Raw genomic sequence first — 25194 nt, 5'->3', positions numbered from 1 at the left:
AGGGGGCGCGCCGAAGGCGCGGGGATAGGTAGCCACGACGTCGGGGCCCAAGATTTGCGAAGCAAATCTTGGGGGTCAGAACCGCGAAGCGGAGCTGACTACGACACCAACTTCAACCCGATCACCCCGGCGACGATCAGCCCGATGCAGGCCAGACGCGACCACGATGCGCTGTCGCCGAACAGGGCGATGCCGGCGATGGTGACGCCCAGTGCGCCGATGCCAGTCCAGATCGCGTAGCCGGTACCGACCGGAATGGTCTTCAGCGCCTGGGTCAGAAACCACAGGCTGATGCCGGCCAGGCCGATCGTCAGCACGGTTGGCCACAGCCGCGTAAACCCGTCGCTGTATTTCAGGCCCATGGCGAAGCCGATTTCGAACAGGCCGGCCAGTACAAGATAGATCCAGGGCATTGCATTACTCCTCACAGAAAAAACGGACAAAAAAAAAGCGGCCCAGTGTCTGCACACTGGGCCGCCGTCGGCTGTGGAACGCGAGGTCATCGCGTGGCGGGCCGTCCCGCCTTGAGTCGTTGACGCGCCTGAAACATGCGCGCAACCGGTCGTTCCTGACGATTACTCGCTCAGGTTACGCCCATGAAACAGCTCTTCGATCTCGCGCTTGAGCAGCGTCTCGATCTTCATGCGCTCCTTGAACGACAGGTTCTTGGCACGCTCCTCGAACAGGTACTGGTCCAGGTCGAAGTCCTTCAGGTGCATCTTGGTGTGGAAGATGTTTTCCTGATAGACGTTCACGTCGAACATCTCGTAGCGCGACTTCACGTTCTTGGCGAGGAAGTGCTGGATCGAGTTGATCTTGTGGTCGATGTAGTGCTTCTTGCCCTTCACATCGCGGGTGAAGCCACGGACGCGGTAGTCCATGATCACGATGTCCGATTCCAGACTCTCGATCAGGTAGTTCAGCGCCTTCAGCGGCGAGATGACGCCACAGGTGGCGACATCGATGTCGGCGCGGAACGTGGCAATGCCTTCCTGCGGATGCGTCTCCGGGTATGTATGGACAGTGATATGACTCTTGTCCATATGAGCAACCACGGCGTCGGAGATCAGCTCCTTGCCGGCCTGCTTCTTGTCGATCACCGGCTCTTCGGAGATCAGGATCGTCACCGATGCACCCTGCGGATCGTAGTCCTGACGTGCGATATTGAGGATGTTGGCGCCAATGATCTCGGCCACATCGGTCAGGATCTGCGTCAGACGATCGGCGTCGTACTGCTCATCGATATACTCGATGTAGCGCTGACGCTCTTCCTCGGTACGCGCATAACAGACGTCGTAGATGTTGAAGCTCAACGCCTTGGTGAGGTTGTTGAACCCCTGTAGCCTCAGGCGAGGCAACGGCTTGACCACGTCGGTCTGTCCTTATGGAAAGCGGGAAAGGAGTCAATTATGAGCCAAAGATCCCAGCAACGAAATGCCGATGTTGAGAATGGTTTACCTTGCATGACTCATGCCGTTAAGCTTCAGGAATTACACGCGGAACTACCATGAGCCCAGGAAACACGACGGTTGTCACTACGACGGTACGTAACGCTACCCCTTCACTGGCGCTGGACGCGGGCACCATCGAGCGTTTTCTGGCGCACAGCCACCGCAGGCGCTATCCGACCCGGACCGATGTGTTCCGGCCAGGAGACCCGGCCGGCACCCTCTACTACGTGATCAGCGGCTCGGTGAGCATCATTGCCGAGGAAGATGACGATCGTGAGTTGGTGCTGGGCTACTTCGGTAGCGGCGAGTTCGTCGGCGAGATGGGGTTGTTCATCGAATCCGATACGCGCGAAGTGATCCTGCGCACCCGCACCCAGTGCGAGTTGGCAGAGATCAGCTACGAGCGCCTGCAGCAGCTGTTTCAGACCAGCCTGTCGCCGGATGCCCCCCCGCATCCTGTACGCGCTGGGCGTTCAGCTTTCGAAACGGTTGCTCGATACCACAAGGAAAGCCAGCCGCCTGGCGTTCCTGGATGTGACCGATCGCATCGTGCGCACCTTGCACGACCTGTCCAAGGAACCGGAAGCGATGAGCCATCCGCAGGGCACGCAGCTGCGTGTTTCGCGGCAGGAGCTGGCACGCCTGGTCGGGTGCTCGCGCGAAATGGCCGGACGTGTGCTCAAGAAGCTGCAGGCCGATGGCCTGCTGCATGCACGCGGCAAGACCGTCGTGCTGTACGGCACGCGCTAAGCGCACGGCGCAGCCAGTGCCCAGTGCACTGGCTGCGTGCCGATGGCAGCACCAAGGCCGTGCCGCTGTGCTTTTGCGCTCGATTGGCACCACGCAGCGGCGCGGTTTTTGCGCGATACCTCTTATAAGAGAGTTCGCAACCGATCAGGCCGCACGGTCTGCACCGCGATTGCATCACAGTCCTGACGATCCGTTGATCGCAGCGACCTCAGGCGTCTGCTGACCCATCGCCTGCGAGACGGGTGGCCTGTGGGTGCGACCGGGCGATGTCTTGGCCAGTTGCACGCAATCTGCCATCCAGACGCTTGCGGCCGCCTCAGAGCGCCTTGCCACCACGGTCGCGGCAACCCCAGTTGAGGATCGGGGTGCCGGCGGGCAGCACCTGCCGGAACAGGTCTTCGCGATTGGCCTTGGGATTGACCACCACCGGTGCGCGTGCGGCCTTCAACAACGGCAGGTCTGCGGTGCTGTCCGAATACGCGATGGCGATGTCGGCGTAGCCGCGCTCGCGCAGCATGCGCATCTTTTCTTCGTTGTGGCAGTGGCGCCGCGCGGTGACCGCACCCAGCCGCGGCCCGACCAGGCTGCCGATCACCGGCACGTCCTGATGGGCCACGAAGCCGAGAATCGCGCGCGCCAGCTCGGGCGGCGCGCCGGTGGCGACCACCACGCGATCGCCAGCAGCGCGGTGGTCGGTGAAGACCTTCAATGCATGCGGAAGCAGACGCTGCCGGATCTGCGCTTCGTGCTTGAGCACGTAAGCGTCGATGAAACGATTGAACTCGCGCGCACGGTGCAGGCCGAAGGTGGCGATCCAGACGTAGCCGGACACGCCGCGGCGGCGGGTGGGCAGCATTGCCACCATGGGTCCGAGAATCGGCGAGGCCAGCAACGCAACCAGCAGACGTAGCGGATTGCGCTTGATCAACCAGGCGAACAGATGGCTGCCCGAATCGCCATCGTACAAGGTGTGGTCGAAATCGAAGACCACCAGCGGCGCATCGTCGCGCGGTGCGGGAAACGACTCAGTCATGCGCGAAGAATAGCTGACGCAGCGACTCGCCGGGTTCGGGCGCACGCATGAAGGTCTCGCCGACCAGAAACGCGTTCACGCCATGGCCGCGCATCAACTGCACGTCGGCGTGGGTGACGATGCCGCTTTCGGTGACCAGGATGCGGTCGCGCGGCACCGCAGCGCGCATGTCCAGCGTGGTCTGCAGCGACACTTCGAAGGTGCGCAGATTGCGGTTGTTGATGCCGACCAGCGGCACCGGCACCTGCACCGCGCGCTCGAGCTCGTCGATGTCGTGCACTTCCACCAGCACGTCCAGCCCCAGCTGCATCGCCAATCCGGACAGATCGGCCAGCTGCGCGTCTTCCAGCGCCGAGACGATCAACAGAATGCAGTCGGCACCCAGCACGCGCGCTTCGTAGACCTGGTACGGGTCGACGGTGAAATCCTTGCGCAGGACCGGCAGCGTGCAGGCCTCGCGCGCCTGGCGCAGATAGGCATCTGAACCCTGGAAGAAATCCACATCGGTCAGCACCGACAGGCAGCTGGCGCCGCCGAACTCGTAGCTGACCGCGATGTCGGCCGGATGGAAATCCGGGCGGATCACACCCTTGGACGGGCTGGCCTTCTTCACTTCGGCGATCACGGCCGGGTCGCCGGCAGCGATGCTGGCCTGCATGGCCGCGGCGAACCCGCGCGTGAGCGGCAGGTCTGCGCTGCGTGCGACCAGCTCGGCCAGTGGCACGCGCGCACTGCGCTCGGCGACTTCGTCGGCCTTGCGGGCGAGGATGGTGTTGAGGATATCGCTCATGGTATCGGGTCCTGGCGGGCGGGCATTATCGGTCAAGACGGCCACAACGGGCCGTTGCTGCACGCGACCATGCGCCGCATGCCCGTCGGAAGGGTGAGGATGCGGCCGCGCGATTGCCGCAACGTTGCGGCCGGATGCAGGGTCAGCGCGATGCGCCGAGCTGACGCGTAAAGGCGACATAGGCGTCCAGCCGCGCGCGCGCCGAGCCATCGGCCAGCACGGCGCGGGCGCGGGCGACACCGGCGGCGATACTGTCGGCGACGCCGGCGACGTACAGCGCGGCGCCGGCGTTCAGCGCAACGATGTCCAACGCCGGGCCGGGGACGTTATCGAGCACCTGCAGCAGCATGGCGCGCGACTGCGCGGCATCGGCCACCTTGAGGTTGCGGCTGGCCGACATGGCAATGCCGAAATCTTCCGGATGCACTTCGTATTCGCGCACCTGGCCGTCGCGCAGCTCGCCCACCAGGGTGCCGGCACCGAGCGAGAGTTCGTCCATGCCGTCGCGCCCCCACACCACCAGTGCGCGTTCGGCGCCCAACTCCTGCAGCACACGCGCCTGGATGCCGACCAGGTCCGGATGGAACACGCCCATCAGGATGTTGGGCGAACCGGCCGGGTTGGTCAGCGGGCCCAGGATGTTGAAGATGGTGCGCACGCCCATTTCACGACGGACCGGCGCCACCACCTTCATGGCCGGATGATGCACCGGCGCGTACATGAAACCGATGCCGGTCTGTGCCAGCGATGCGGCGACTTGCTCGGGCTGCAGTTCGATCACCGCGCCCAATGCTTCCAGCGCGTCGGCGCTGCCGGATTTGGAGGACACGCTGCGGTTGCCGTGCTTGGCCACCCTGGCACCGCCGGCGGCGGCCACGAACATCGCGCAGGTGGAAATGTTGAAGGTATGCGATCCATCGCCGCCGGTGCCGACGATGTCGACCATGTGCTGGCGATCGCCCACCTCCACGCGGCGCGAGAACTCGCGCATCACGGTGGCGGCGCCGGCAATCTCGCCGATGGTTTCCTTCTTGACCCGCAGCCCGGTGAGGATGGCAGCGACCATCGTGTCGGAGACTTCGCCGCGCATGATCTGCCGCATCAGATCCACCATTTCGTCATGGAAGATCTCGCGGTGTTCGATGGTGCGTTGCAGGGCTTCTTGGGGCGTGATGGGCATGGGAACGGCCATAGACAGGTGGAAAACGGCTGCAGGCGTGGCCTGCAGTGTGTCGCGCAGGGGTCAGCGCGCTGGGCTGGTACAGGCAGCCAGGTGCGCAGGACCGAATCGACGCGGTCAGCCGGTCACTGGCCGGGCCGACGCATGCGGAAGCGCGCCTGCGGCTGCACTTCGAAATAATCGGCCGGACCACCGGCCCGCAGAATGGTCTGCACCCTGGCCGGGTCGTAGACGCCGTCCTCGAGCGCGGCATGCGCAAGATGCACACCTACCACTTCGCCGAGCACCAACCAGGTTTCCACGGCCTGACCGCTTGCGCTGTGCAACTGCAGCAGCTGACTCAACCGGCACTCGAAACTGACCGGGCTTGCCGCGACACGCGGCGCATCGATCACGCGCGACGGCGCCATCTGCACCCCTGCGAGCGCGAACTCGTCGACCTCCGACGGGACCATCGCCGCGCTTGCGTTCATCGCCTCGGCCAGCGGGCGTGTGGCCAGATTCCAGGTGAACTGGCCGGTCGCTTCGATATTACGCAGGCTGTCCTTGCGCCCGATGCTGGCAAAACCGACGATCGGCGGGGTGTAGTTGAAGGCGTTGAAGAAGCTATACGGCGCCAGATTGGCGATGCCCTCGGCGCTGCGCGAGCCGATCCAGCCGATCGGGCGCGGGCCGACGATGGCATTGAACGGGTCGTGCGGCAGCCCGTGGCCTTGCGCCGGTTCGTAGAAATGCATGCTGTCGTTGGACGTGTTCATCGCGAAGCGACCTTGGGTAAGTGCCAGGCACGCAGGCCTTGCTCGGCGAGGAAGCGATGTCTGCGTGCGGCAGTGAAGCCGTCAGCGATCCACTGCGCCTTGCGCTGTCGGCAGCCGTGCCGGCGCCGGTACCGCGCCGGTGCATGGATGCCGATGCAGGCCGCGCCGCTGGCGGAAACATGCGTCGCGCGCATCGCGATCAACGCTCCAGAAAGTTTTTCAGCAGGGCATGACCATGCTGGGTCAGGATCGACTCGGGATGGAATTGCACGCCTTCCACCGGAAACTGACGGTGGCGCAACCCCATGATCTCCTCCACCGAACCATCCGGATTCTCGGTCCACGCGGTGACCTCCAGCGCATCCGGCAGCGTGGTCTTGTCCACCACCAGCGAGTGATAGCGCGTGGCCTCGTAACTGTCCGGCAGGCCGGCGAACACACCCTTGCCCTCGTGGCGGATCGGCGAGGTCTTGCCATGCATGATGTTGCCGGCGCGGATCACGTCGCCGCCGTAGACCTGGCCGATGCTCTGGTGCCCCAGGCACACGCCAAGGATGGGCGTGGTCTGGCCGAGCTGCTCGATCAGTTGCAACGAGATACCCGCCTCATTGGGCGTGCACGGGCCGGGCGAAATCACGATGCGCTCGGGCTTGAGCGCGGCGATCTGGTCGACGCTCATCGCATCGTTGCGCACCACCGTGACCTCGGCACCCAGCGCCTGCAGGTACTGCACAAGGTTGTAGGTGAAGCTGTCGTAGTTATCGAGCATCAGCAGCATGGCAAGGGACTCATTGCGCGATCAGGAAGACCGCATAGATGTTTTCGGTGAAGGTGAGGCTGCCGGCTTCAAGTGACTCTGCGATCGGCGCTACCATCGGCGATGGCGCAGCACGACTGCCACTCACCTGCACAGCATCAAGCGAATTGGAATAGGCAAAATTTCGGCGTTCGTTTCGCCAAGTGCCGGCCTGGATCCCATAAGCAAAGTTTGGCGCGACTTCGGAGATCGTATATAGCCCGCCCAACGACACGCCATAAGCGCTGGCCAGCTGGCGCGCGGAGCTACGCGTACGTTCGACCGCTTCACGCTTGAGTTCAGCGCGCACTTCGGCTTCCTTGGTATAGGCCGGAACTATTCCGGACACTTGCAGCGACTGGGTGGTCTTCAAACCAGCCAGAAACTGACGCACATCGTCCAAGTTCGAAAAGTCGGCAGACAAGGTGCGTTCCACCTTGGTGCCCTTAAAGACCTTGCGATCGTTCTCGTACTGATATTCAGGCTCTATCGACAAGGTAGACGCCTGCACGCTCTGGCTTAGCGCCTTGTGCTGCGCAAATGCAGTCAAGACGGAGGTGGCATCAGTCTGCACGCGGGTGCGTGCCAAGTCCGGCGATTGATTGGTCGCTTCCAGCGCCAACTTGACGGTGAAGCGATCAGGGATCACCTCACGCTCGGCCTCCCCCTTTACCAGTAGATGTGGCTGCGACGGCAGGCTATTAACCTGCGCCACCGCAAGCAACGGCGATGCGAAAAACGCGGCCAGCATCCAACGCGTGAGTTGCTTCATCTCTTTCTCTCCCTGATGACTGGTGCGCATGCTCACGGCACGCGGCGATGAAGCGCGGCGACATCCGCACACAGGCGATCGACCGCGTCAGCTGTCGTCGCCCACGATGTGACGAAGCGAATGACCAGGCGCCCGTCGCCGCGCGTTTCCCAGCGCTCGAAGTCGTAGCGCTGCGCGAGCCGCTCGGCCTGCTGCGCGGTGACGGCAATGAATTGCTGATTGGTCGGCGAGTCGCTGGTGAATTCCACGCCCGCTGCCAGCAGGCCGGCGCGCAGGCGTTGCGCCATGGCGTTGGCATGTGCGGCCAGTTCAAAGAACAAGCCATCTTCGAACAAGGTGGCGAACTGCGCGCCGAGCACCATGCCCTTGGCCAGCAGCGCGCCGCGTTGCTTGACCAGATAGCGCAGATCGGCCTGCAAGGCGGGATGGATCACGACCAGGGCTTCGCCGAGCAGCGCACCGTTCTTGGTGCCACCGATGTAGAACGCATCGGTGAGCGCGGCAATGGTTGGCAGATCCAGATCGTTGCCGGTGGCGGTGAGCGCTGCGCCCAGCCGCGCGCCGTCCAGATACAGCAGCAGATCGCGTTCGCGACAGAAGCGCGACAACGCTTCGAGCTCGGCACGCGTGTAGATGGTGCCGCTTTCGGTGCTGTTGGAGAGATAGACCAGCCGCGGCTGCACCATGTGCTCGTTGCTGTGCACCGCAAGCACTGACTGGATCAATGCCGGCGTCAGCTTGTCGTGCAGCGCCGGTACGGTGAGCACCTTGTGGCCGGTGGCTTCGATGGCACCGGTCTCGTGCGTGGCGATGTGCCCTGCGTCGACCGTAATCACCGCCTGATGCGGGCGCAGGAACGCGCTGATCGCAATCAGGTTGGTCTGCGTGCCGCCCACCAGCAACTGCACGGCGGCCTGCGGCTGCGCGATGGCGCCGCGAATCAATGCCGCAGCACGTTCGCTATGCCGATCGGTGCCATAGCCGCCGTTCTGCTCGGCGCTGGCCTGCGTCAAGGCCTGCAAGACGCGTGGATGCGCGCCTTCGCTGTAGTCGTTGCGGAAGCTGATGCGCGCAGCGCTGCCCTGCCCGTCCATCACAGCCCCTTGGCGGCCTGGGCGACGGCGCGAAACAGCGCGCGCCCCTTGTTCATGGTCTCCTGCCATTCCAGGTCCGGATCGGAGTCGTAGACCACGCCGCCGCCGGCCTGCACGTACAGATAACCGTCCTGGATCACCGCCGTGCGGATCGCAATCGCAGTGTCGGCATCGCCGTGCCAGCCGATATAGCCGACCGCGCCGGAGTAGACGTTGCGCTTGACCGGCTCCAGCTCACGGATGATTTCCAGCGCGCGGATCTTCGGTGCGCCGCTGACGGTGCCGGCCGGGAAGGTGGCGCGCAGCACGTCGCTGTAATTCAGGCCGGCCTTGAGCGTGCCGGTGACCTCGCTGACGATATGCATGACGTGGCTATAGCGTTCGATGACGAACTGCTCGCCCACCTTGACCGTGCCCGGTTCGGCGACGCGACCGACATCGTTGCGGCCCAGATCGATCAGCATCACGTGCTCGGCGCGCTCTTTCGGGTCGGCCAGCAATTCTTCTTCCAGCGCCTTGTCCAGCTCCGGCGTTGCGCCGCGCGGGCGGGTGCCGGCAATGGGCCGCACGGTGACCACGCCATCGCGCAGGCGCGCCAGGATTTCCGGCGAGGAGCCCACCACCTGGGTGCCGCCGACATCGAGAAAGTACATGTACGGCGAGGGATTCAACGCACGCAAGGCGCGATACACATCCACCGGGCGCGCGCGGAACGGCACGCGCAACCGCTGCGATGGCACCACCTGGAAGATATCGCCGGCGCGCACGTATTCCTGCGCCTTGCGCACCACCGCGTGGTACTGCTCGCGGGTAAACGAGGAATGGAAATCCGATTCGTCGATGGCATCGGAAATCTGCGCCTGCGGATACCCGGCGCCGCCCTGCCGCAGGCGGTGCGCCAACTCGTCCAGTCGGCGGTTTGCGCGCACGTAGGCCTGCGGCTGACGCGGGTCGGCATGCACGATCAGATACAGCCGGCCCTTGAGGTTGTCGAACACCGCCAGCTCTTCGGAGAGCATCAGCAGGATGTCGGGCGTGCCCAGTTCGTCGGGTTTGTCGCCGCTGCCCAGGCGCGGCTCGATGTACTGGATGCATTCGAAACCGAACCAGCCCACCAGCCCGCCGGTGAAGCCGGGCAGACCCTCCAGTTGCGGCACCGAATGCTCGGCGCGCAAGGCGTCCACTTCGGCCAGCGGGTCGGCGACCTCGCGGGTTTCCAGCACTTCGCCGTGCTCGCTGACTTCCAGGGTATGACCGCGGAAGCTGTACACACGCCGTGCCGGCAGGCCGATGATGGAATAGCGCCCGAAGCGCTCACCGCCCTCGACCGATTCGAACAGATAGGTGTAGGCGCCGTCGGCGAGCTTCAGATAGACCGACAGCGGCGTGTCCAGGTCGGACAGCACTTGCCGGACAACGGGGATACGGGTGTGACCTTCAGCGGCTTGGCGCTGGAACTGCTCTGCAGTGATCAAGACGACTTTCCTTCCGGGACTCTGTGGCGGGGCGGACGACGGCAACGGGCCACCATCGCCACCAGCGGCGAGCGGAAGAGAAGGAGCGTGGGGTCGTCAGGCGGGACACGCGACTACTGTAGCGCAAGTGCCGCTCCAGGGCAGCAGGCGCGCAGGCAACTGCGGTGCACATTGCGAAGCTGGGTTGGGCAGGTTGGGGGTTGTCGGGCAAGGCGTCCGATGCGGACTGGTATCGCTCCGGGCAGCGCGCGCCTTTGGTCATGCATCTGTGCACTGCAGGTCAGGCGTTGTGAGTCGCTGGCGCAGGGCGAGGGGCGCCTGGTGTCGGCATGGGTGTTGGCGCGGGGACCCTCACCCCAACCCCTCTCCCGCGGGGAGAGGGGCTTTAGGCAGTGCGCACCGCAGGGTCAGTTTTACCAATCCCCACGCCTTGGCTCACCCATCACGGCTCCCAGCGCTCACGCGCTCAGCAACGGACAGTCCACCGGCAAATGCATCCGCAGTCGCGCCGGAACGCAGTCGATATGGAAATGCAGCGAGGTTTCCGGTTCGCCATCCAGGTTCAGCGTAAGCGGTTGTTGCGAGAGGATTTCCAGCCAGGGCAGCCGCGCGCGCACAGCGACGCGTTCCAACGCCGCCTGCTTGCCCCCAGTAACCAGGGTGCCGAGCGTGGCGGCCACCTCGCCGTTGAGCGCTGGCACGATGGTCACGTCGAGCAGCCCATCGTCGATCAAGGCCTCCGGACACAACGCCTGACCACCGCCGGCCTGGCGCCCGTTGCCCAGGCCCAATGCGATGAACTCGCCTTCCCAGCTGAAATCCGGACCTGAAAAACGGGCACTGATCGGGTCGATCCGGCCCAGCCGCGACATCCCGGTAATCAGATAGGCCAGGCCGCCAAGCATCTTCTTCAAGCCTTCGTCGGTTTCCACCGTGACCTGGGTCCCGAAGCCGCCGCTGGCGACATTGGCGCACCAGTGGGGGCCATGTGCGGTGTCGATGCGCAACAGGTCGATCGCGTGCGCGGGGCGCTCGGCAATCAGGTTCAGCGCATGCAGCGGCTCGATCGGCACGTTGGCGGCCGTGGCGAAATCATTGGCGGTGCCCAATGGGACCAGGCCCAGCGATGGCAGGCTGTCGGCATCGCCGTGGTGGTGCGCAAGCGCGGCGGCTACCTCGCTCAAGGTGCCATCGCCGCCGGCGGCCACCACCGTCTGCACGCCATCGGCGACCGCTTCGGCAACGTAACGTTCGGCGTCGCCCTCTTCCCAGGTGACGCGCACCTCGAGCTGCACACCGCGGTTGCGCAACTCCCCCACCGCCTCACGCAGGTCCAGATTATCGGTGGACTTGCCGTTGAGGATCAGACGCCAGTGGGACGGGGCCATGCGCGCTGCCGATGCTGTGGGAGTGGTGGCCGCAGGCTAGCAGCGCGCCAATGGGTGGATCGTGAATACGTCATGCCATCGGGCTGTCATGGGCATGTCATCGACGACCCGGAGAGTAGAAGGCCATAGCAGGGACGACGGGCGGAGGCAGGATCAGCCTCCAATTTTCTTGAAGGCCGCTCCGGGTGGAGCGGCCTTCCTTTTGTGCGCGATGCGCGGCTCGCAGCGATCGACAACGACTGCGCTCAGCGTCAGGCGGGCCTGACAGTACTCGTAACGGCATGGACCACGGGCGGATTCCCGCGCTGGGGGCGCCGTCCGCATCCAGCTTTCGACTGCTCCCCCGGGCCTGTCGGCCGCGGTCAACCGCCTGCGGCAAATGCGGCCAGGCGCTCGCCATCGAGCCGGTACACCGTCCAACCGTCCATCGGGCGGGCGCCGACCGCCTGATAAAAGTCGATGGCCGGCTGATTCCAGTCCAGCACCGACCACTCGAAACGTCCGCAGCCACGCTGCACCGCCAACTGGGCCAGATACCGCAGCAGCCTCAGGCCGGCGCCCTTGCCGCGCGCTTCCGGGCGCACGAACAGGTCTTCCAGATACAGACCGTTGCGGCCCAGCCAGGTCGAGTAATTGAAGAAATACACCGCAAAACCCAGTGCCTGGCCGTCTTGCTCACAGATCAGCGCATGCGCGGTGGCGCCGTCGCCGAACAGGCTGGCGTGCAGGTCCTCGGGGGTGGCCTTGACCGCGTCGGGCTCGCGCTCGTAGATGGCCAACGCGGTAATCAGCTCATGCAACAGCGGCACATCGTCGGGCGTGGCGGGACGGATCTGCGGCGCCGGCTGGCTCATCGCACCGCATCCACCGCCGCGCGCATCTGCGCGATCACCTGCGCATAGTCGGGCGCATTGAAGATCGCCGAGCCAGCCACGAAGGTATCGGCGCCGGCGGCGGCAATTGCGCCGATATTGTCGGCCTTGACCCCGCCATCGATCTCCAGCCGGACCGGTTTTCCCAGCGCATCGATCCTGCTGCGGATGGCGCGCAATTTATCCAGTGCCGACGGGATGAACGCCTGCCCGCCGAAGCCGGGGTTGACCGACATCACCAGCACCAGATCCAGCTCCGGCAGCACCCAATCGAGAATGTCCACCGGGGTGGCCGGATTGAGCACCAGCCCGGCCTGGCAGCCGTGCGACTTGATCAGCTGGATGGTGCGATGCACATGGCGGCTGGCTTCGGGATGGAAGCTGATGGTCGTGGCGCCAGCCTCGGCGAAATCCGGCACGATGCGATCCACCGGCTCGACCATCAGGTGCACGTCGATCGGCGCGGTGATGCCGTGCTTGCGCAGGGCCTGGCACACCATGGGGCCGATGGTCAGATTGGGGACGTAATGGTTGTCCATCACGTCGAAGTGCACCCAGTCGGCGCCGGCCTTGAGGACGTTGTTCACCTCTTCGCCAAGACGGGCGAAATCGGCGGACAGGATGGACGGGGCGATCGCCGTCGATTGCATGGGCAGCTCGTAGGAAGACGGAAACCCCATTGTCGCAACCCCTGCCCGCCGAGGAAAGGCGTGCATCCGTGGCGGGCCCATCTGCGTATGCCCTTGACCGGCGCGCTGCGCCCGACTTGAGGAGATTCCATGAAAACCACCCCGCTCGCCTCCGCCGCCATCGTGTTGCTGGCCATCGCGTCACCCGCCTGGGCGCAAACCGGCCCGGCCGACTGGTCCGGCTTTTCCCTAGGCGCCAATGTGGGCGGTGCCGATCCTGCCGGCGTGTCCGGCGGCCGTTTCGGCTTCGATACCGACCTGGATGGCCGCGACGGCGACCAGGTCAGCACCGCCACCGGTGCCGATGCCTTCTCGCCCGGCTTTTGCGGCGGTGCGGCGGCCGGGCGCACACCGGCCAGCGGCTGCAGCAAGGACAAGGGTGGCGCCGAATACGGGGCGCGGCTGGGCTATGACTGGCAGGCCGGCAACTGGGTCTATGGCGTCGTGGCCGAGTACACCCGCAACGACATCCGCGACAGCGTCAGCGCCTTCAGCACCACGCCTGCGCTGTACACCTTCACCCGCCAGCTCAACCGCACCGCTGCGTTGCGCGGACGGATCGGCTATGCCTTCGGCCAGCAGGGCGATTACCTGGCGTACTTCACCGCCGGCGTGGCGCGCGGCGAGTTCGACCACAGCTTTGCCAGCAGCAATACCGCCAACAGCTTCACCGGCAGCGGCGGCGATAGCGCCGACGGCTATCAGGCCGGCGTCGGCCTGCAGCGTCGTTTGAGCGACCATGTCTCGGTAGGCGTGGAATACCTGTTCACCCGCCTGCAGGACGAAGACACCCGCGTGCGCGTGGGGCCGGGCACCGCGCCGGCCACCAACCCGTTCCTGCGCGTCAATCCGGCCGGCACCGACCTGCGCCGCACCGATACCGACTTTTCCACCAATGCAGTGCGGCTGACGGCGACGTATCGCTTCTGATGCCGGCCTGATGGCAGCGCCACCCGGGCTGGGCCTGGGTGGCGCTGTTTCTTTCTGGGATGCGCGGCGACCTGGCGTGCTGCGAACGTTCGAACGCGCCAGGCGGTCAACTCGTCCAGTCAACGCTTGCGCAGCCGCTGGATCCGGTCGTAGGCGGCGTTGATCTGGCTGGCCTTTTTTTCGGCCTGGCGACGGGCTTCCGGGTCGGCGTTGGCCACCTTGTCCGGGTGGTAGCGCGACATCAGCCGGCGATAGGCCAGATCGATCTCGGCCGTGGTGGCGTCCGGCTCCAGTCCCAGGGCTTCGTACGGGTTTTCCGCGCGCCGCTTGAACCAGCCGGCATCCACCGCGTGCCCGATGGCCAGGCCGATCATCAGCCCCACGAAGGGCGCGCCGCGGAACAGCAAGGCGCCGGCCAATGCGCCGAGCAGTTTTCCGTACCAGGACATGAGCAATCGGGGGCGGCAAGGCGGGCTGGCGATCTTACCCGAACGCCCGCCCGGCCTGGCTGACGGGCCGTCGACACCGGGTGTGCGGCGGCGGCCAATAAATCCAGCGGGGCGCGCCGAAGCGCCGTACACTACGCGGCCCGCTGCACACCCGCGGGCCCGCCGGGTCCCGGGGACAGCGTCATAGCGACGTCCTTAGGAGTGCCTGTGTCGACCACGCTGTTGCAATCCGATCTGCCCGGCCTGCCGTTGCGTCACCGTGGCAAGGTCCGCGATGTCTTCGATATTCCCCGCGACCGCCTGCCCGCCGATGCGCCGCCCGGCGACTACCTGTTGATGGTGGCCACCGACCGCCTGTCCGCGTTCGACGTGGTGTTGCCGGACCCGATCCCCGGCAAGGGCGAGATGCTGTGCCAGGTCTCCAATTTCTGGTTCCACAAGACCGAACACCTGATGCCCAACCACCTGGTCAACATCGCGGTGGAACAGGTACTGCCCGACGGTGTGGACCCGACGCTCTATGCCAAACGTGCCGTGGTCACGCGCAAGCTCAAGCCGGTGCCGGTGGAAGCCATCGCACGCGGCTATCTGATCGGCAGCGGCTGGAAGGACTATCAGCGCACCGGCAAGGTCAGCGGCATCGAATTGCCCGACGGCCTGCGCCAGGCCGAGAAACTGCCCGAGCCGATCTTCACCCCCTCGACCAAGGCCGCTGTCGGCGACCATGACGAAAACATCGACTTCGATGCGATGGTCAAGACCGTGGGCGCCGAACTGGCCGAACGCGTGCGCGATGCCACCTTGCGCATTTACCGCTTCGCTGCGGATTTTGCCGCCGAACGCGGCATCTTGCTGGCCGACACCAAGTTCGAATTCGGCACCGACGCCGATGGCCGCCTGTACATCATGGACGAGATGCTGACCCCGGACTCGTCGCGTTACTGGCCGGCCGATCAGTATGAAGTAGGTACCAGCCCGCCAAGCTACGACAAGCAGTTCGTGCGCGATTATCTGGAGACGCTGGACTGGGGCAAGACCGCACCGGGCCCGAGTCTGCCGGCCGATGTCATCGACCGCACCCGCGCCAAATACGCCGAGGCATTGCAGCGGCTGGCGGGCATTTCGGTCGATTGATGGCTTGCCCCCGATTTAAAGGCTTGTAAGGCGTCTCATCACGCTGACGCCGTTATGACTAGAGCGCTGACACACTCGGCGCGCTATGAGTCCAGCGACTGCCAGCTGAGGCCAAGCTGGTGGTTGCATGTGAAACTTCATGACGGCCACTGCACACAAGCGCAGCCAATTTTGTTTCCATTACGCTCGCCGCGATGGCGTGCCCTCTTGTCCAACGAGGTCGCAATGGCTCGGTCAAATCACCTCCTCCGCATGCTGCCTGCTTTCCGCAGTGCGGTGGCCCCCGGTTTATTGTTCGCACTGAGCGCCTGCACGGCCGGCGAATCTGCTGCCCCTGTCGTGGCGCCAGTCGCACCCGCGAAAACCACGACACCTGCAGCGCCGGCGATCAACGACAGACTTGGCGCGTTGATACAGGCCACAGGCGTCACCTGTACGGATGCAAAGGCTGCAAAAGGATGCACAGCAGGCAATGTCGACAGCGGTGATTTTTATGATGTGGAGCTTTCACCGGATTGTGGCGATGAGGGATTTTTCGCTGGCGTAGCCCTGGGGAAGGGAGTTGATGTATTGGATGTCGTGCCCGCCACCGGCAGTAGCGCAACGGCTACAGCAAATTTATCGCAAGGCCAGCTCGTCTGCATCCAGGCGATCGGCCGCGCCGGACAGAACCCGCTTTATTACTACGTCGCCGCAATTCCGGCGGACACCATTGCAAAGTGCAAGAACAACGCATTGTGCAAAACCTATGGCGACAGGCCGATCAAGCGGATGAAGCCTGCAAGTAGCGAGAGCTGCCACGTAGCAGCACCAGGACACTACGTTGGCAATTGTGCGCAAGGATGGGTGAGTGCAGATGCACTCGATGTCTTTTCCAACGGATTGTGAATCATCCAATCCGCATCAGGGTCGACCAACCAATTAGCAAAGGAACAGCTCATGTCGGATCCAAAAATTACCCGTGTGGTCAGTAGCGTAGGTACGACGCGTACGCTGGAAATGGACGATGGCAGTGTCATCACGCGCTCCGGAGGCACCGTATCGTGGCGCAACAACAATCCCGGCAACCTTAAATTTGAGTTCGCCGGAAGTGCCGATACGACCGTCCACAACCCACGCACCCGTGAGCAGGCACTCGATGCCGCGCAGAACCGCTATCAGGGTGTCGTTGGCCTGGACCAATGGGGCAATGCGGTCTTCGAAAGCTACGAGGCCGGCCGCGCAGCCAAAATTCAACTACTGGAGCGTCGCTTCGCAGAAAAGACCGTCGAAGAAATGCTGCCCAGTTATTCAACTGCTGACTACAGTGGCAAGACCCACCATAAGGAACAGGCGGCTGCGATTTTCGCCGAGGGCGATCGACATGGCGTGGACTTGCGCGAGAAAACCGTCGGGCAGATGAGTGTGCGCGAACGCGAGGTACTTGCAGATGGGATTCGGCGTTTCGAGGGCTGGCGCGCAGGAGAGGTAGAGACCATCCGGCAACCTTCGCACACCCCCACAACCGGGCCAGTACAAACGCAATCACCCAATGCACAATCTGGGAACACCCCCGTGGCCGGCCAGGTCGCAGCAGCTGCCAGTGGTGCTGCCGTTTATAACGAGGCGTATCAGCACTTCCTTGGCGGAAATCAGAAATATGAGTATGGGCGTCCAGATAACCCGCGCCCCGGTCGAGACAGCAGCCGGCTGGAGCGCGATGCCGACGGCGATGGACGGCGGGGAGTGGATTGCTCCGCTTTCGTCTGGCGGGGGCTCAAGAATGCCGGATACGATGTACCTGGCGAGAATGCTGCCGCCTTTACGACCGCCAAGCTGTTCAGCGGCACCAACATCACGCCCTATGCGCGCGAACATTTCGACGTCACGTCGGCCGCAGAGGCGCGCAAGCCGAATGGATCGTTGCATCAGGGGGACATCCTGATGTTCTCGTCGCCGCAGGGCCAGCATGTCGGCATCTTCAAGGGCTACGACGCAAAGGGGAATATCCAGTTCATCGGTTCCCAGGGCAGCACGGGGCCGGCCGAGGTCACGATCACTCCCGGCGGTTACTGGGATGGCAGCGGTACGCGTATCGTTGGTGCGTTGACTCCCAAACCCGAGTTCCAGGTACGCGCACCGCTACATGGCACGGCTGAACCCACCGCAGCGCGCACTCAGACACCTGCGAATGTATCGCCAATTCAGCAGGGATCGAGTGGTACGGGCTCTCATCACCTGCTCAAGCACGGAACCCGTGGGAACGAAGTACAGTCGCTGCAGCAGGATCTGAACCGTCTGGGCGTGCGCGATGCACAAGGACATCGGCTTGCCGAGGATGGACGCTTTGGCGACAACACGCGCGAGGCGGTGATGGCGTTCCAGAAGCAGCATGGGTTGCAGCCGGACGGTGTCGTGGGCCGCGATACGCGGGCGGCGTTATCGGCGCCTGCGCAGACAGCGGCCAAAGCGGCCGACGCCCCGGTTGCGCCGCCGAAGGGCCCGTCGCTCAACGATGCCTCGCATCCGGACCATGCGCTGCACAACGCGATCCGCAGCAAGCTGCCAAGCATGATCTCCAACGAGACCGCCGCCAACGTCACTTTGCAGGCCAAGCAGAATGGCATCGACAGCGCAGATAAACTGCAGAACGTGACGGTGCAGGATGGCAAGGCATTCGTGATGGGGACCACGCCAGGGTTCCGTGCGGCGGTGGATCTGAACCAGCCTGCCCCGTCATTGGAGCAGACCAGCGCGCAGCTATTGGCTGGCCAGTCGCAGCAGCAACAGGCGCACGAAGAGCAGCAGAAGGTCGCCATCGGCGGCCGCTGAGTACTGCGCTACCAAGAAGCCGGCCTGTATGGCCGGCTTCTTGTACCTACTTTATCTGCCACAGCTTGATGCACTCGGTAGAAACGCGACCTTGGGCGTTGGAGCGTCGATTCACACCGTCACTGTCTGCTGCACGACCCACCCGGCGGCGCATCACCCACGCGATGTGCTGAGCGCGATAGAGAGATTGCGCGGATGCACGCCGGACAATGCCCTGCGTGCAATGGGACGGGCACATCTCTGCGATGCGCTGCGCAGCGCAAAGAGGCCGGGCGCACAGAACGCAATACATCCGTAACTTTTACTACTGTCCAGTTCGGGACTGTGCAAGCGTAGCTGCCGGCACCCGAGGTGCCATCGGCGACCGGCTGTCGGGGGGTGCTGCCGGTCTTTGCATCGCACGTTTTCTGGAGAGAGTCGTCATGCATTTTCATCGCCTGGGCGCGGCCATCTGCTGCGCGCTATCGTTTTCTGCTGTCGCTACCGCTGCTGATCTATCTACCACTGCGGCGGTATCGCGCGCGCAGTCGCTGCTGGGGAACAACGCCGCCGCGCTGGCCAATCGTGCGCCAGCCGATGCCTTCATCGCGCGCGACAGCATCGTCGATGCCGATGGCACCGAGCATGTGCGCTTCGATCGTACCTATCAGGGATTGCCGGTCATCGGCGGCGATGTGGTGGTGCATTCGCGGCGCGGCGTGATGCGCCAGTTGAGTCAGACCATGGAGACCAGCATCCGTCCCAGTCTGCTGCCCGGCATCGATGCCGCCACCGCCCTGCGCGTGGCGGGTGTGCAGTTCGACGTACCGCAAGCCGCCGCGCCACGCGCAAGCCTTGCGCTGTACGCGCGCCAAGGCACGCCGCGGCTGGTGTACGAGGTGATCTATAGCGGCATCAAACCCGATCAGACGCCCACCGAAATGCATTACATCGTCGATGCAGTGGACCAACGCATCCTCGAATCCTGGGACACGGTGCATACCGCGTGTGCAGGCGGCACCAGCGCGGCCGGCACCGGGCGCTCGCTGTATGCCGGTAGCGTGGCGTTGGCCACGACGCGGTGCAGCAGCGGTTACGAGTTGACCGATCTGAGCCGCGGCAGCGGTGCCACCTACAACATGCGCAACAGCACCTCCGGCAACGGCACCTTGGTCACCGATGCCGATAATGCATGGGGTAGCGGTGCCAACAGCGATACGGTGACCGCGGCGGTGGATGCGCATTACGGCGTGGCGTTGACCTGGGATTATTACCGCACCGCGCATGCACGCAGCGGCATCGCCAACGACGGCGCCGGTGCACGCAGCCGCGTGCATTACGGTAGCCGCTACAACAACGCGTTCTGGCAGGACAGCTGCTTCTGCATGACCTTCGGCGATGGCGACGGCAGCACGTTCACGCCGCTGGTGTCGGTGGATGTGGCCGGCCACGAGATGACCCATGGCGTGACCAGCCGGACTGCGCGTCTGGTGTATTCCGGCGAATCCGGTGGTTTGAACGAAGCGACGTCCGACATCATGGGCGCGATGGTGGAGTACTCCGCCAACAATAGCGCGCAGCCGGGCAATTACCTGATCGGCGAGAAGATCATCCCGGGCAACAGCGGCGGCACGCTGGCATTGCGCTACATGTTCAAGCCGAGCCTGGATGGCGATTCGCCCGATTGCTACAGCAGCAGCCTGGGCTCGCTCAACGTGCATTACAGCTCCGGCGTGGCCAACCATTTCTACTATCTGCTGGCCGAAGGCGCGGTGGTGCCGAGCGGCTTCGGTGCCGGTACCAGCTGGAACGTCACCCCGGCCGGACTGGTCTGCAACGGCAATACCGCGTTGACGGCGATCGGCCGGGCGGCGGCCAGCCGCATCTGGTATCGCGCGCTCACCGTCTACATGACCTCCTCCAGCAACTACGCGGCCGCACGTCGGGCCACGTTGAGCGCGGCCACCGATCTGTATGGCGGCACCTCCAGCCAGTACCGCGCTGTCGCAGCCGCCTGGAGCGCGGTGTCGGTCAACTGATGCTGTCCGGGCCTCGCCATGCCGGTGTTGCGTGGTGGGGCCCGGTTACCGGTGGAACGCCACCGCAGCCGTTCGCACGCGTATGCTTGGGGTCATTCCTGGGAGGGAACATGACCGAACGCACCACGACCGCGCGACCGATCGAACGCTATTTCGCCAGCTATTCCGACGATCACCGCAACGACACCAATCAGCTGATCCATGTGGTCGCAGTGCCGGCAATCCTGTGGTCGGTGGTTGGCCTGCTCTGGTGCATTCCGGTGGGCGGCACCTGGTTCAGCAGCGGGGTGTGGGCAGCGCTGTCGATGTTTGCGGCGTGGTCCTATTACAACCGGCTGTCGCGCCCGCTCGGGCTGGGCATGCTGGGCATCTTCTTCTTCTTCGGCTGCCTGTGCCGGTTGATCGAAGGCCGCATCGGGCTGACCGGATTGTTCGCCACCGCGCTGTCGGTGTTCGTGCTGGCATGGGTTGCGCAGTTTGTGGGCCACAAGATCGAAGGCCGCAAGCCGAGCTTTCTGACCGATCTGACCTATCTGCTGATCGGGCCGATCTGGGTGCTGGCCAAGGTGTATCGCCAGCTAGGGTGGCGCTACTGAGCCCGGCGGCGACGTGCTTGGCATGTCGCGCAGGGATGTAGGCGTGGTCTGATGTCATCGCACACTGCGCTGCAGCGGTGCACATCGAACCCACTACGCCCCGCACTCGCACGCACGGCCTTACTCGCCAATACCGAGCTCTTCCGGCAGCGGGCGAAACGCGCGCGGGGCATAGCCGAAATCGCGACGTGCCGGTTCCAGGTCGAATACCAGGTCCTCGCGCATGCGTTGCAGCGCCGCCGCGTTCATGCCACGCAGGCGGCCCAGGCGTTGCGCAGCAGTGAGCGCAAGCCCGAACAGGCCAGGCGGCACCTGATAGAGCCGCGCCGGCCGTGGCAGCGCCTGCAGCACCCGTTCCACCATCTGCGTGTAGGCCAGCACTTCGCCGCCGCCCACCGCGTAGCTGCGTTGCTGGGTCGCCGGTTGGCCGATCACCGCCAGCGCCGCGCTGGCCAGATCGTCCACATGCACCGGCTGACGCAGACCGGTGGCATTGGCCGGCAGCACGAAGGCGCCGGTGCGCTGGGCCAGGCCGGCAATCTGGGTGAGCGTCTTGTCGCGTCCGGCACCGTAGACCAGGGTCGGGCGCAGCACGGTGGCGGTGGCGCCGCGCGCCATGGCCGCAGAAAACAGTGCCTGTTCGGCGTGCGCCAGCCGTTGCGACACGTCGCGCTCGGCCGCATCGATCGAATGCTCCTTGACCTCCACGCTGGTGGAACCGAACGCCACGATGCGCGGTGCGACCACCGGGTTTTCGGCATACCAGCGGGCGAAGTGGTCCAGCGGCCCGCAGCTGAAGATCACCTCGAACGCATCGCCTGCAACGGCCGGCACAGCCAGATCGCCCTGCCGCCAGATCAACCCGGAGCGCGCCGCACGCGGCTGCCGCGACCATGCCGTCACCTGCCACCCGCGGCTCAGCAGCCGGGTCAACAGACGCTCGCCGATCTGCCCGCTGCCGCCAAAAACCAGGGCGCGCGGTGCAGAAACAGCGGTGGACGGAGCGGGATGGGTGGCGGTCACGGGGCAACGACATGGTCCTGAATGACAGCAGCATACCCAGTCCCTCACGTCGATGCGCGCGCCGTTTGGCCGGCAATTGCGCGTCTGCGCGGCGCCGGCGTTGACACTGACGTCAGTCAACGGTTTGTTAAGCTCTCTGGCCTGCTCGCGAATCCTGTGTTCCCTGCATGCCTTTTCCGCTGGAAATTCTGCTGGCGCTGCCGTTCCTGATGGCCGCCGCCGTCGCGCTGTTCTCGCGCACGCCACGTGCGATCACTGCGTGGTTGGCGGCGGCCGCGCCGTTGGCCGGCCTGCTGGTGCTTGCCACGTTGACGCCGGTAGTGCTGCGCGGCGAGGTGATTGGCAGCGAGCATGCGTGGTTGCCGCAGATCGGTTTGATGTTCTCGCTGCGGCTCGATGGGCTGGCCTGGATGTTCGCGCTGCTGGTGCTGGGCATCGGCGCGCTGGTGGTGATGTATGCGCATTACTACCTGAGCGCACGCGATAGCGCTTCGCGCTTTTTTGCCTATCTGTTGCTGTTCATGGGCGCGATGCTCGGCATGGTGCTGTCGGGGAATCTGCTGTTGCTGATGGTGTTCTGGGAACTCACCAGCATCAGCTCGTTCCTGTTGATCGGGTTCTGGTCGCACCGCAAGGATGCACGCGAAGGCGCACGCATGGCGTTCGTGCTGACTGCCGGTGGCGGCCTGGCCCTGCTCGGCGGCATCCTGATGATCGGCCGCATCGTCGGCAGTTTTCAGCTGGATGCGGTGCTGGCCGCCGGCGATATGATCCGCGCCAGCCCGCTGTATCCGTATGCATTGGGATTGGTGCTGCTGGGCATCTTTACCAAGAGCGCGCAGTTTCCGTTTCACTTCTGGTTGCCGCAGGCGATGGCCGCGCCCACGCCGGTGTCGGCGTACCTGCACTCGGCCACGATGGTGAAGGCCGGTGTGTTTTTGCTGGCGCGCCTGCATCCCGCACTGGCCGGTACCGATCTGTTTTTTTACACCGTCACCAGCATCGGTGCGATCACGCTGCTGCTGGGTGCCTGGCACGCGATCTTCCAGCACGACCTCAAGGGCGTGCTGGCGTACTCGACCATCTCGCATCTTGGCCTGATCACGATGCTGTTCGGCCTGTCGACACCGATGGCCGTGGTGGCGGGCGTGTTCCACATCCTCAACCACGCCGTGTTCAAGGCGTCGTTGTTCATGGCTGCGGGCATCATCGACCACGAGACCGGTACGCGCGACATGCGCAGGCTCGGCAATCTGCGCCGGCTGATGCCGTTTACCAGTGCATTGGCGATCATCGCATCGTTGGCGATGGCCGGCATTCCGCTGCTCAATGGCTTCCTGTCCAAGGAAATGTTCTTTGCGGTGGCGCTGGAGACCCAGGCGCCGGAGCTGATGCGCATCCTGGCGAGCATCGCCGCGTTGCTGGCCGGCCTGCTCGGCGTGGCCTACAGCCTGCGGTTTGTGCACGACACCTTCTTCGGCGACGGCCCACGCGCTCTGGAAACCACGCCGCACGAGCCGCCGCGCTGGATGAAGATCCCGGTGGAAGTGCTGGTGCTGATCTGCCTGGCGGTCGGCATCGCGCCGGCATGGACGGTGGCGCCGGTGCTGCGCGCCGGAGCCGGCGCGATTCTTGGTGATCGATTGCCCGACTACAGTCTGGCGCTGTGGCACGGCTTGAACTGGCCGCTGGCAATGAGCGTGGCCGGCATGATCGGCGGCACGCTGCTGTACATGGCGATCCGCCGCCTGCTGGATCTGTATGCGGTGCAGAACCGTTCGCCCGGCAAGGCCATGTTCCACTGGAACCTGCGTGCGCTGTTCAGCGCCACCACGCACATGACCGACGCGATCACCAACGGCAATCTGCAGCGCATGCTGATGTTGCTGGTGCTGAGCGCGGTGGTGGTGGCGCTGGTGCCGTTCCTGCAGGGCGGCGCGCTGCCGGCCTGGCCGGCGCCCACGCCGATGCCGTTGCTGGGCTGGACGGTCTGGCTGCTGATGATCGCCTGTGCGCTGGGCAGCCTGTTCCTGTACAGGCAGCGCCTGCTGGCGGTGCTGGTGCTCGGCGGCACCGGGCTGGCGGTCAGCCTGACCTTCGTGTTCCTGTCGGCGCCGGACCTGGCGCTGACGCAGCTGCTGGTGGAGATGGTGACGCTGGTGCTGATGCTGCTGGCGATGAACTACCTGCCCGAACGCTCGCTTCCCGAGCGCGCCCGGCTGCGCAAGATCCGCGATGTCTGCCTTGCGATCGCCGGCGGCGCCGGCCTGGCCGCGCTGTCTTACACCTTGATGACGCAATCCAGCCACACCGTTGCCGGCGAACTGCTGCAACGCGCGTTGCCCGAGGCCTATGGGCGCAACGTGGTCAACGTGATCCTGGTGGATTTCCGCGGTTTCGACACGTTTGGCGAGATCACGGTGTTCGCGATTGCCGGGTTGGTGGTGCATGCGCTGTTGCGGCGCTCGCGCATGGCGCCGGAACGCAGCATGCCCGGGCCGGCGATCCGCTTGCCGGTGCCGGCGGATCTGGCGCAGATCATGTTCCCGCTGACGCTGACCGTGTCCCTGTTCCTGTTCCTGCGCGGTCACAACGCGCCCGGTGGCGGCTTCATCGCCGGGCTGGTGCTGGCAGTGCCGTTGCTGATGCAATACGTGATCCAGGGCACTGCGTCGGTGGAATCGCGCTTCGGCTTCGACTACATCCGGCTGATCGGCATCGGCCTGTTGTGCGCGCTGCTCAGCGGTGCCGGCTCGCTGCTGTTCGGGTTGCCGTTCCTGAGCAGCGGGCATGTGGAGATTCCGCTGCCGCTGCTGGGCGATCTGGAACTGGCCAGCGCACTGGGGTTCGATATCGGCGTGTACCTGGTGGTGTTCGGTGCGGCGATGTTGATGCTGTCGATGATGGGCACGATCAAGCCCTCACGTACGCGCAGTTCGCAGCGCGGCGAGATCGACCCCACCCAACGTTCGACACGCACCGCGGAGCAGCATTGATGGAATTGGCAGTGGCAAGCGCGATCGGCGTCCTCACCGCATTGGCGATCTATCTGCTGCTGCGCGCGCGCAGCTTCGATGTGATCCTGGGGATGACCTTCCTGTCGTACGCGACCAACCTGCTGATCTTCGCCGGTGGACGGCTGCGCAGCGGCCAGCCGCCGGTACTGCGCGAGGGCATGCCGGTGG

At 64.7% G+C, this 25194-nt stretch carries 23 protein-coding genes and 1 pseudogene; 9 read left to right on the top strand and 15 right to left on the bottom strand.

All coding sequences use genetic code 11. From position 1 onward, the window contains the following. Positions 1–98: 98 nt before the first annotated feature. Positions 99–413, bottom strand: coding sequence for a DMT family transporter (locus Y887_RS05700; protein ID WP_005990694.1), 315 nt, complete (start codon positions 411–413; stop codon positions 99–101). A gap of 162 nt (positions 414–575) precedes the next feature. After that, positions 576–1370 (bottom strand): adenosylmethionine decarboxylase, encoded by a 795-nt coding sequence (gene speD / locus Y887_RS05695; RefSeq protein WP_005990692.1) that lies wholly within the window; start codon positions 1368–1370, stop codon positions 576–578. Positions 1371–1507: 137 nt separating this feature from the next. On the opposite strand from speD, the pseudogene crp reads away from it, so the two are divergent. Next, positions 1508–2201, top strand: a pseudogene (crp, locus tag Y887_RS05690) (cAMP-activated global transcriptional regulator CRP). A 316-nt stretch (positions 2202–2517) separates the two neighbouring features. Here crp and Y887_RS05685 read toward each other — a convergent pair. From Y887_RS05685 to rpe, 11 genes are all read right to left on the bottom strand, one after another. Then, positions 2518–3234 (bottom strand): haloacid dehalogenase-like hydrolase, encoded by a 717-nt coding sequence (locus Y887_RS05685; protein ID WP_039423234.1) that lies wholly within the window; start codon positions 3232–3234, stop codon positions 2518–2520. Beyond that, the gene (trpC, locus tag Y887_RS05680; RefSeq protein WP_046963419.1) at positions 3227–4024 is read right to left on the bottom strand and encodes an indole-3-glycerol phosphate synthase TrpC; all 798 of its coding nucleotides are present in this window, start codon (positions 4022–4024) and stop codon (positions 3227–3229) included. The genes Y887_RS05685 and trpC overlap by 8 nt, the downstream gene beginning before the upstream one ends. A gap of 142 nt (positions 4025–4166) precedes the next feature. After that, positions 4167–5204, bottom strand: a complete 1038-nt coding sequence (trpD, locus tag Y887_RS05675) for an anthranilate phosphoribosyltransferase (protein ID WP_046963418.1) — start codon at positions 5202–5204, stop codon at positions 4167–4169. Between the two features lie 125 nt (positions 5205–5329). Continuing rightward, positions 5330–5962, bottom strand: coding sequence for a flavin reductase family protein (locus Y887_RS05670; RefSeq protein ID WP_046963417.1), 633 nt, complete (start codon positions 5960–5962; stop codon positions 5330–5332). 199 nt (positions 5963–6161) lie between these two features. Then, positions 6162–6740, bottom strand: a complete 579-nt coding sequence (locus Y887_RS05660) for an anthranilate synthase component II (RefSeq protein WP_046963415.1) — start codon at positions 6738–6740, stop codon at positions 6162–6164. Positions 6741–6750: 10 nt separating this feature from the next. Further along, complete coding sequence (locus tag Y887_RS05655; protein ID WP_046963414.1) at positions 6751–7530, bottom strand: SIMPL domain-containing protein; 780 nt, start codon at positions 7528–7530, stop codon at positions 6751–6753. Positions 7531–7562: 32 nt separating this feature from the next. Further along, on the bottom strand, positions 7563–8624 hold the full coding sequence (locus Y887_RS05650; protein WP_046963413.1) for a threonine aldolase family protein: 1062 nt from the start codon (positions 8622–8624) through the stop codon (positions 7563–7565). After that, a complete protein-coding gene (trpE, locus tag Y887_RS05645) occupies positions 8624–10099 on the bottom strand; it encodes an anthranilate synthase component I (RefSeq protein ID WP_046963412.1) in 1476 nt (491 codons plus the stop codon). The genes Y887_RS05650 and trpE overlap by 1 nt, the downstream gene beginning before the upstream one ends. Before the next feature lie 458 nt (positions 10100–10557). Then, on the bottom strand, positions 10558–11487 hold the full coding sequence (gene yegS, locus Y887_RS05640; RefSeq protein ID WP_046963411.1) for a lipid kinase YegS: 930 nt from the start codon (positions 11485–11487) through the stop codon (positions 10558–10560). Between the two features lie 362 nt (positions 11488–11849). Next, entirely contained in the window at positions 11850–12341 is a 492-nt protein-coding gene (locus Y887_RS05635; RefSeq protein WP_046963410.1) for a GNAT family N-acetyltransferase, read from the bottom strand. Continuing rightward, positions 12338–13009 carry a ribulose-phosphate 3-epimerase gene (gene rpe, locus Y887_RS05630; protein WP_046963409.1) on the bottom strand — a complete coding sequence of 224 codons (672 nt, stop codon included), beginning with the start codon at positions 13007–13009 and terminating at the stop codon, positions 12338–12340. Before rpe ends, Y887_RS05635 begins: the two co-directional genes overlap by 4 nt. A 129-nt stretch (positions 13010–13138) precedes the next feature. Here rpe and Y887_RS05625 point away from each other — a divergent pair, with 129 nt between their 5' ends. Beyond that, entirely contained in the window at positions 13139–13978 is an 840-nt protein-coding gene (locus Y887_RS05625) for an outer membrane protein (RefSeq protein ID WP_046963408.1), read from the top strand. 119 nt (positions 13979–14097) lie between these two features. Here the strand turns inward: Y887_RS05625 and Y887_RS05620 are convergent, their stop codons facing one another. Then, positions 14098–14427 carry a J domain-containing protein gene (locus Y887_RS05620; protein ID WP_046963407.1) on the bottom strand — a complete coding sequence of 110 codons (330 nt, stop codon included), beginning with the start codon at positions 14425–14427 and terminating at the stop codon, positions 14098–14100. A 207-nt stretch (positions 14428–14634) separates the two neighbouring features. Here Y887_RS05620 and Y887_RS05615 point away from each other — a divergent pair, with 207 nt between their 5' ends. From Y887_RS05615 to Y887_RS05600, 5 genes are all read left to right on the top strand, one after another. Then, positions 14635–15561, top strand: coding sequence for a phosphoribosylaminoimidazolesuccinocarboxamide synthase (locus tag Y887_RS05615; RefSeq protein ID WP_046963406.1), 927 nt, complete (start codon positions 14635–14637; stop codon positions 15559–15561). 225 nt (positions 15562–15786) lie between these two features. Continuing rightward, positions 15787–16449, top strand: a complete 663-nt coding sequence (locus Y887_RS18665; protein ID WP_084725934.1) for a hypothetical protein — start codon at positions 15787–15789, stop codon at positions 16447–16449. A 51-nt stretch (positions 16450–16500) separates the two neighbouring features. Further along, complete coding sequence (locus Y887_RS18660) at positions 16501–18372, top strand: C40 family peptidase (RefSeq protein WP_084725933.1); 1872 nt, start codon at positions 16501–16503, stop codon at positions 18370–18372. Positions 18373–18794: 422 nt separating this feature from the next. Further along, complete coding sequence (locus Y887_RS05605; protein ID WP_046963405.1) at positions 18795–20390, top strand: M4 family metallopeptidase; 1596 nt, start codon at positions 18795–18797, stop codon at positions 20388–20390. Between the two features lie 110 nt (positions 20391–20500). After that, the gene (locus Y887_RS05600; protein WP_046963404.1) at positions 20501–20986 is read left to right on the top strand and encodes an Mpo1 family 2-hydroxy fatty acid dioxygenase; all 486 of its coding nucleotides are present in this window, start codon (positions 20501–20503) and stop codon (positions 20984–20986) included. Positions 20987–21106: 120 nt separating this feature from the next. On the opposite strand, the gene Y887_RS05595 is transcribed toward Y887_RS05600, so the two are convergent. Next, entirely contained in the window at positions 21107–22009 is a 903-nt protein-coding gene (locus Y887_RS05595) for an NAD-dependent epimerase/dehydratase family protein (RefSeq protein ID WP_046963403.1), read from the bottom strand. Positions 22010–22176: 167 nt separating this feature from the next. On the opposite strand from Y887_RS05595, the gene Y887_RS05590 reads away from it, so the two are divergent. Both Y887_RS05590 and Y887_RS05585 read left to right on the top strand, forming a co-directional pair. Next, positions 22177–25005, top strand: a complete 2829-nt coding sequence (locus Y887_RS05590; protein ID WP_046963402.1) for a monovalent cation/H+ antiporter subunit A — start codon at positions 22177–22179, stop codon at positions 25003–25005. Continuing rightward, a partial coding sequence (locus tag Y887_RS05585; RefSeq protein WP_046963401.1) for an NADH-ubiquinone oxidoreductase chain 4L occupies positions 25005–25194 on the top strand: 190 nt, incomplete at its 3' end. The genes Y887_RS05590 and Y887_RS05585, both read left to right, overlap by 1 nt.

Source organism: Xanthomonas pisi DSM 18956, from assembly GCF_001010415.1.
Lineage (GTDB): Bacteria > Pseudomonadota > Gammaproteobacteria > Xanthomonadales > Xanthomonadaceae > Xanthomonas > Xanthomonas pisi.
This window is presented reverse-complemented; position numbering and strand designations above follow the sequence as displayed.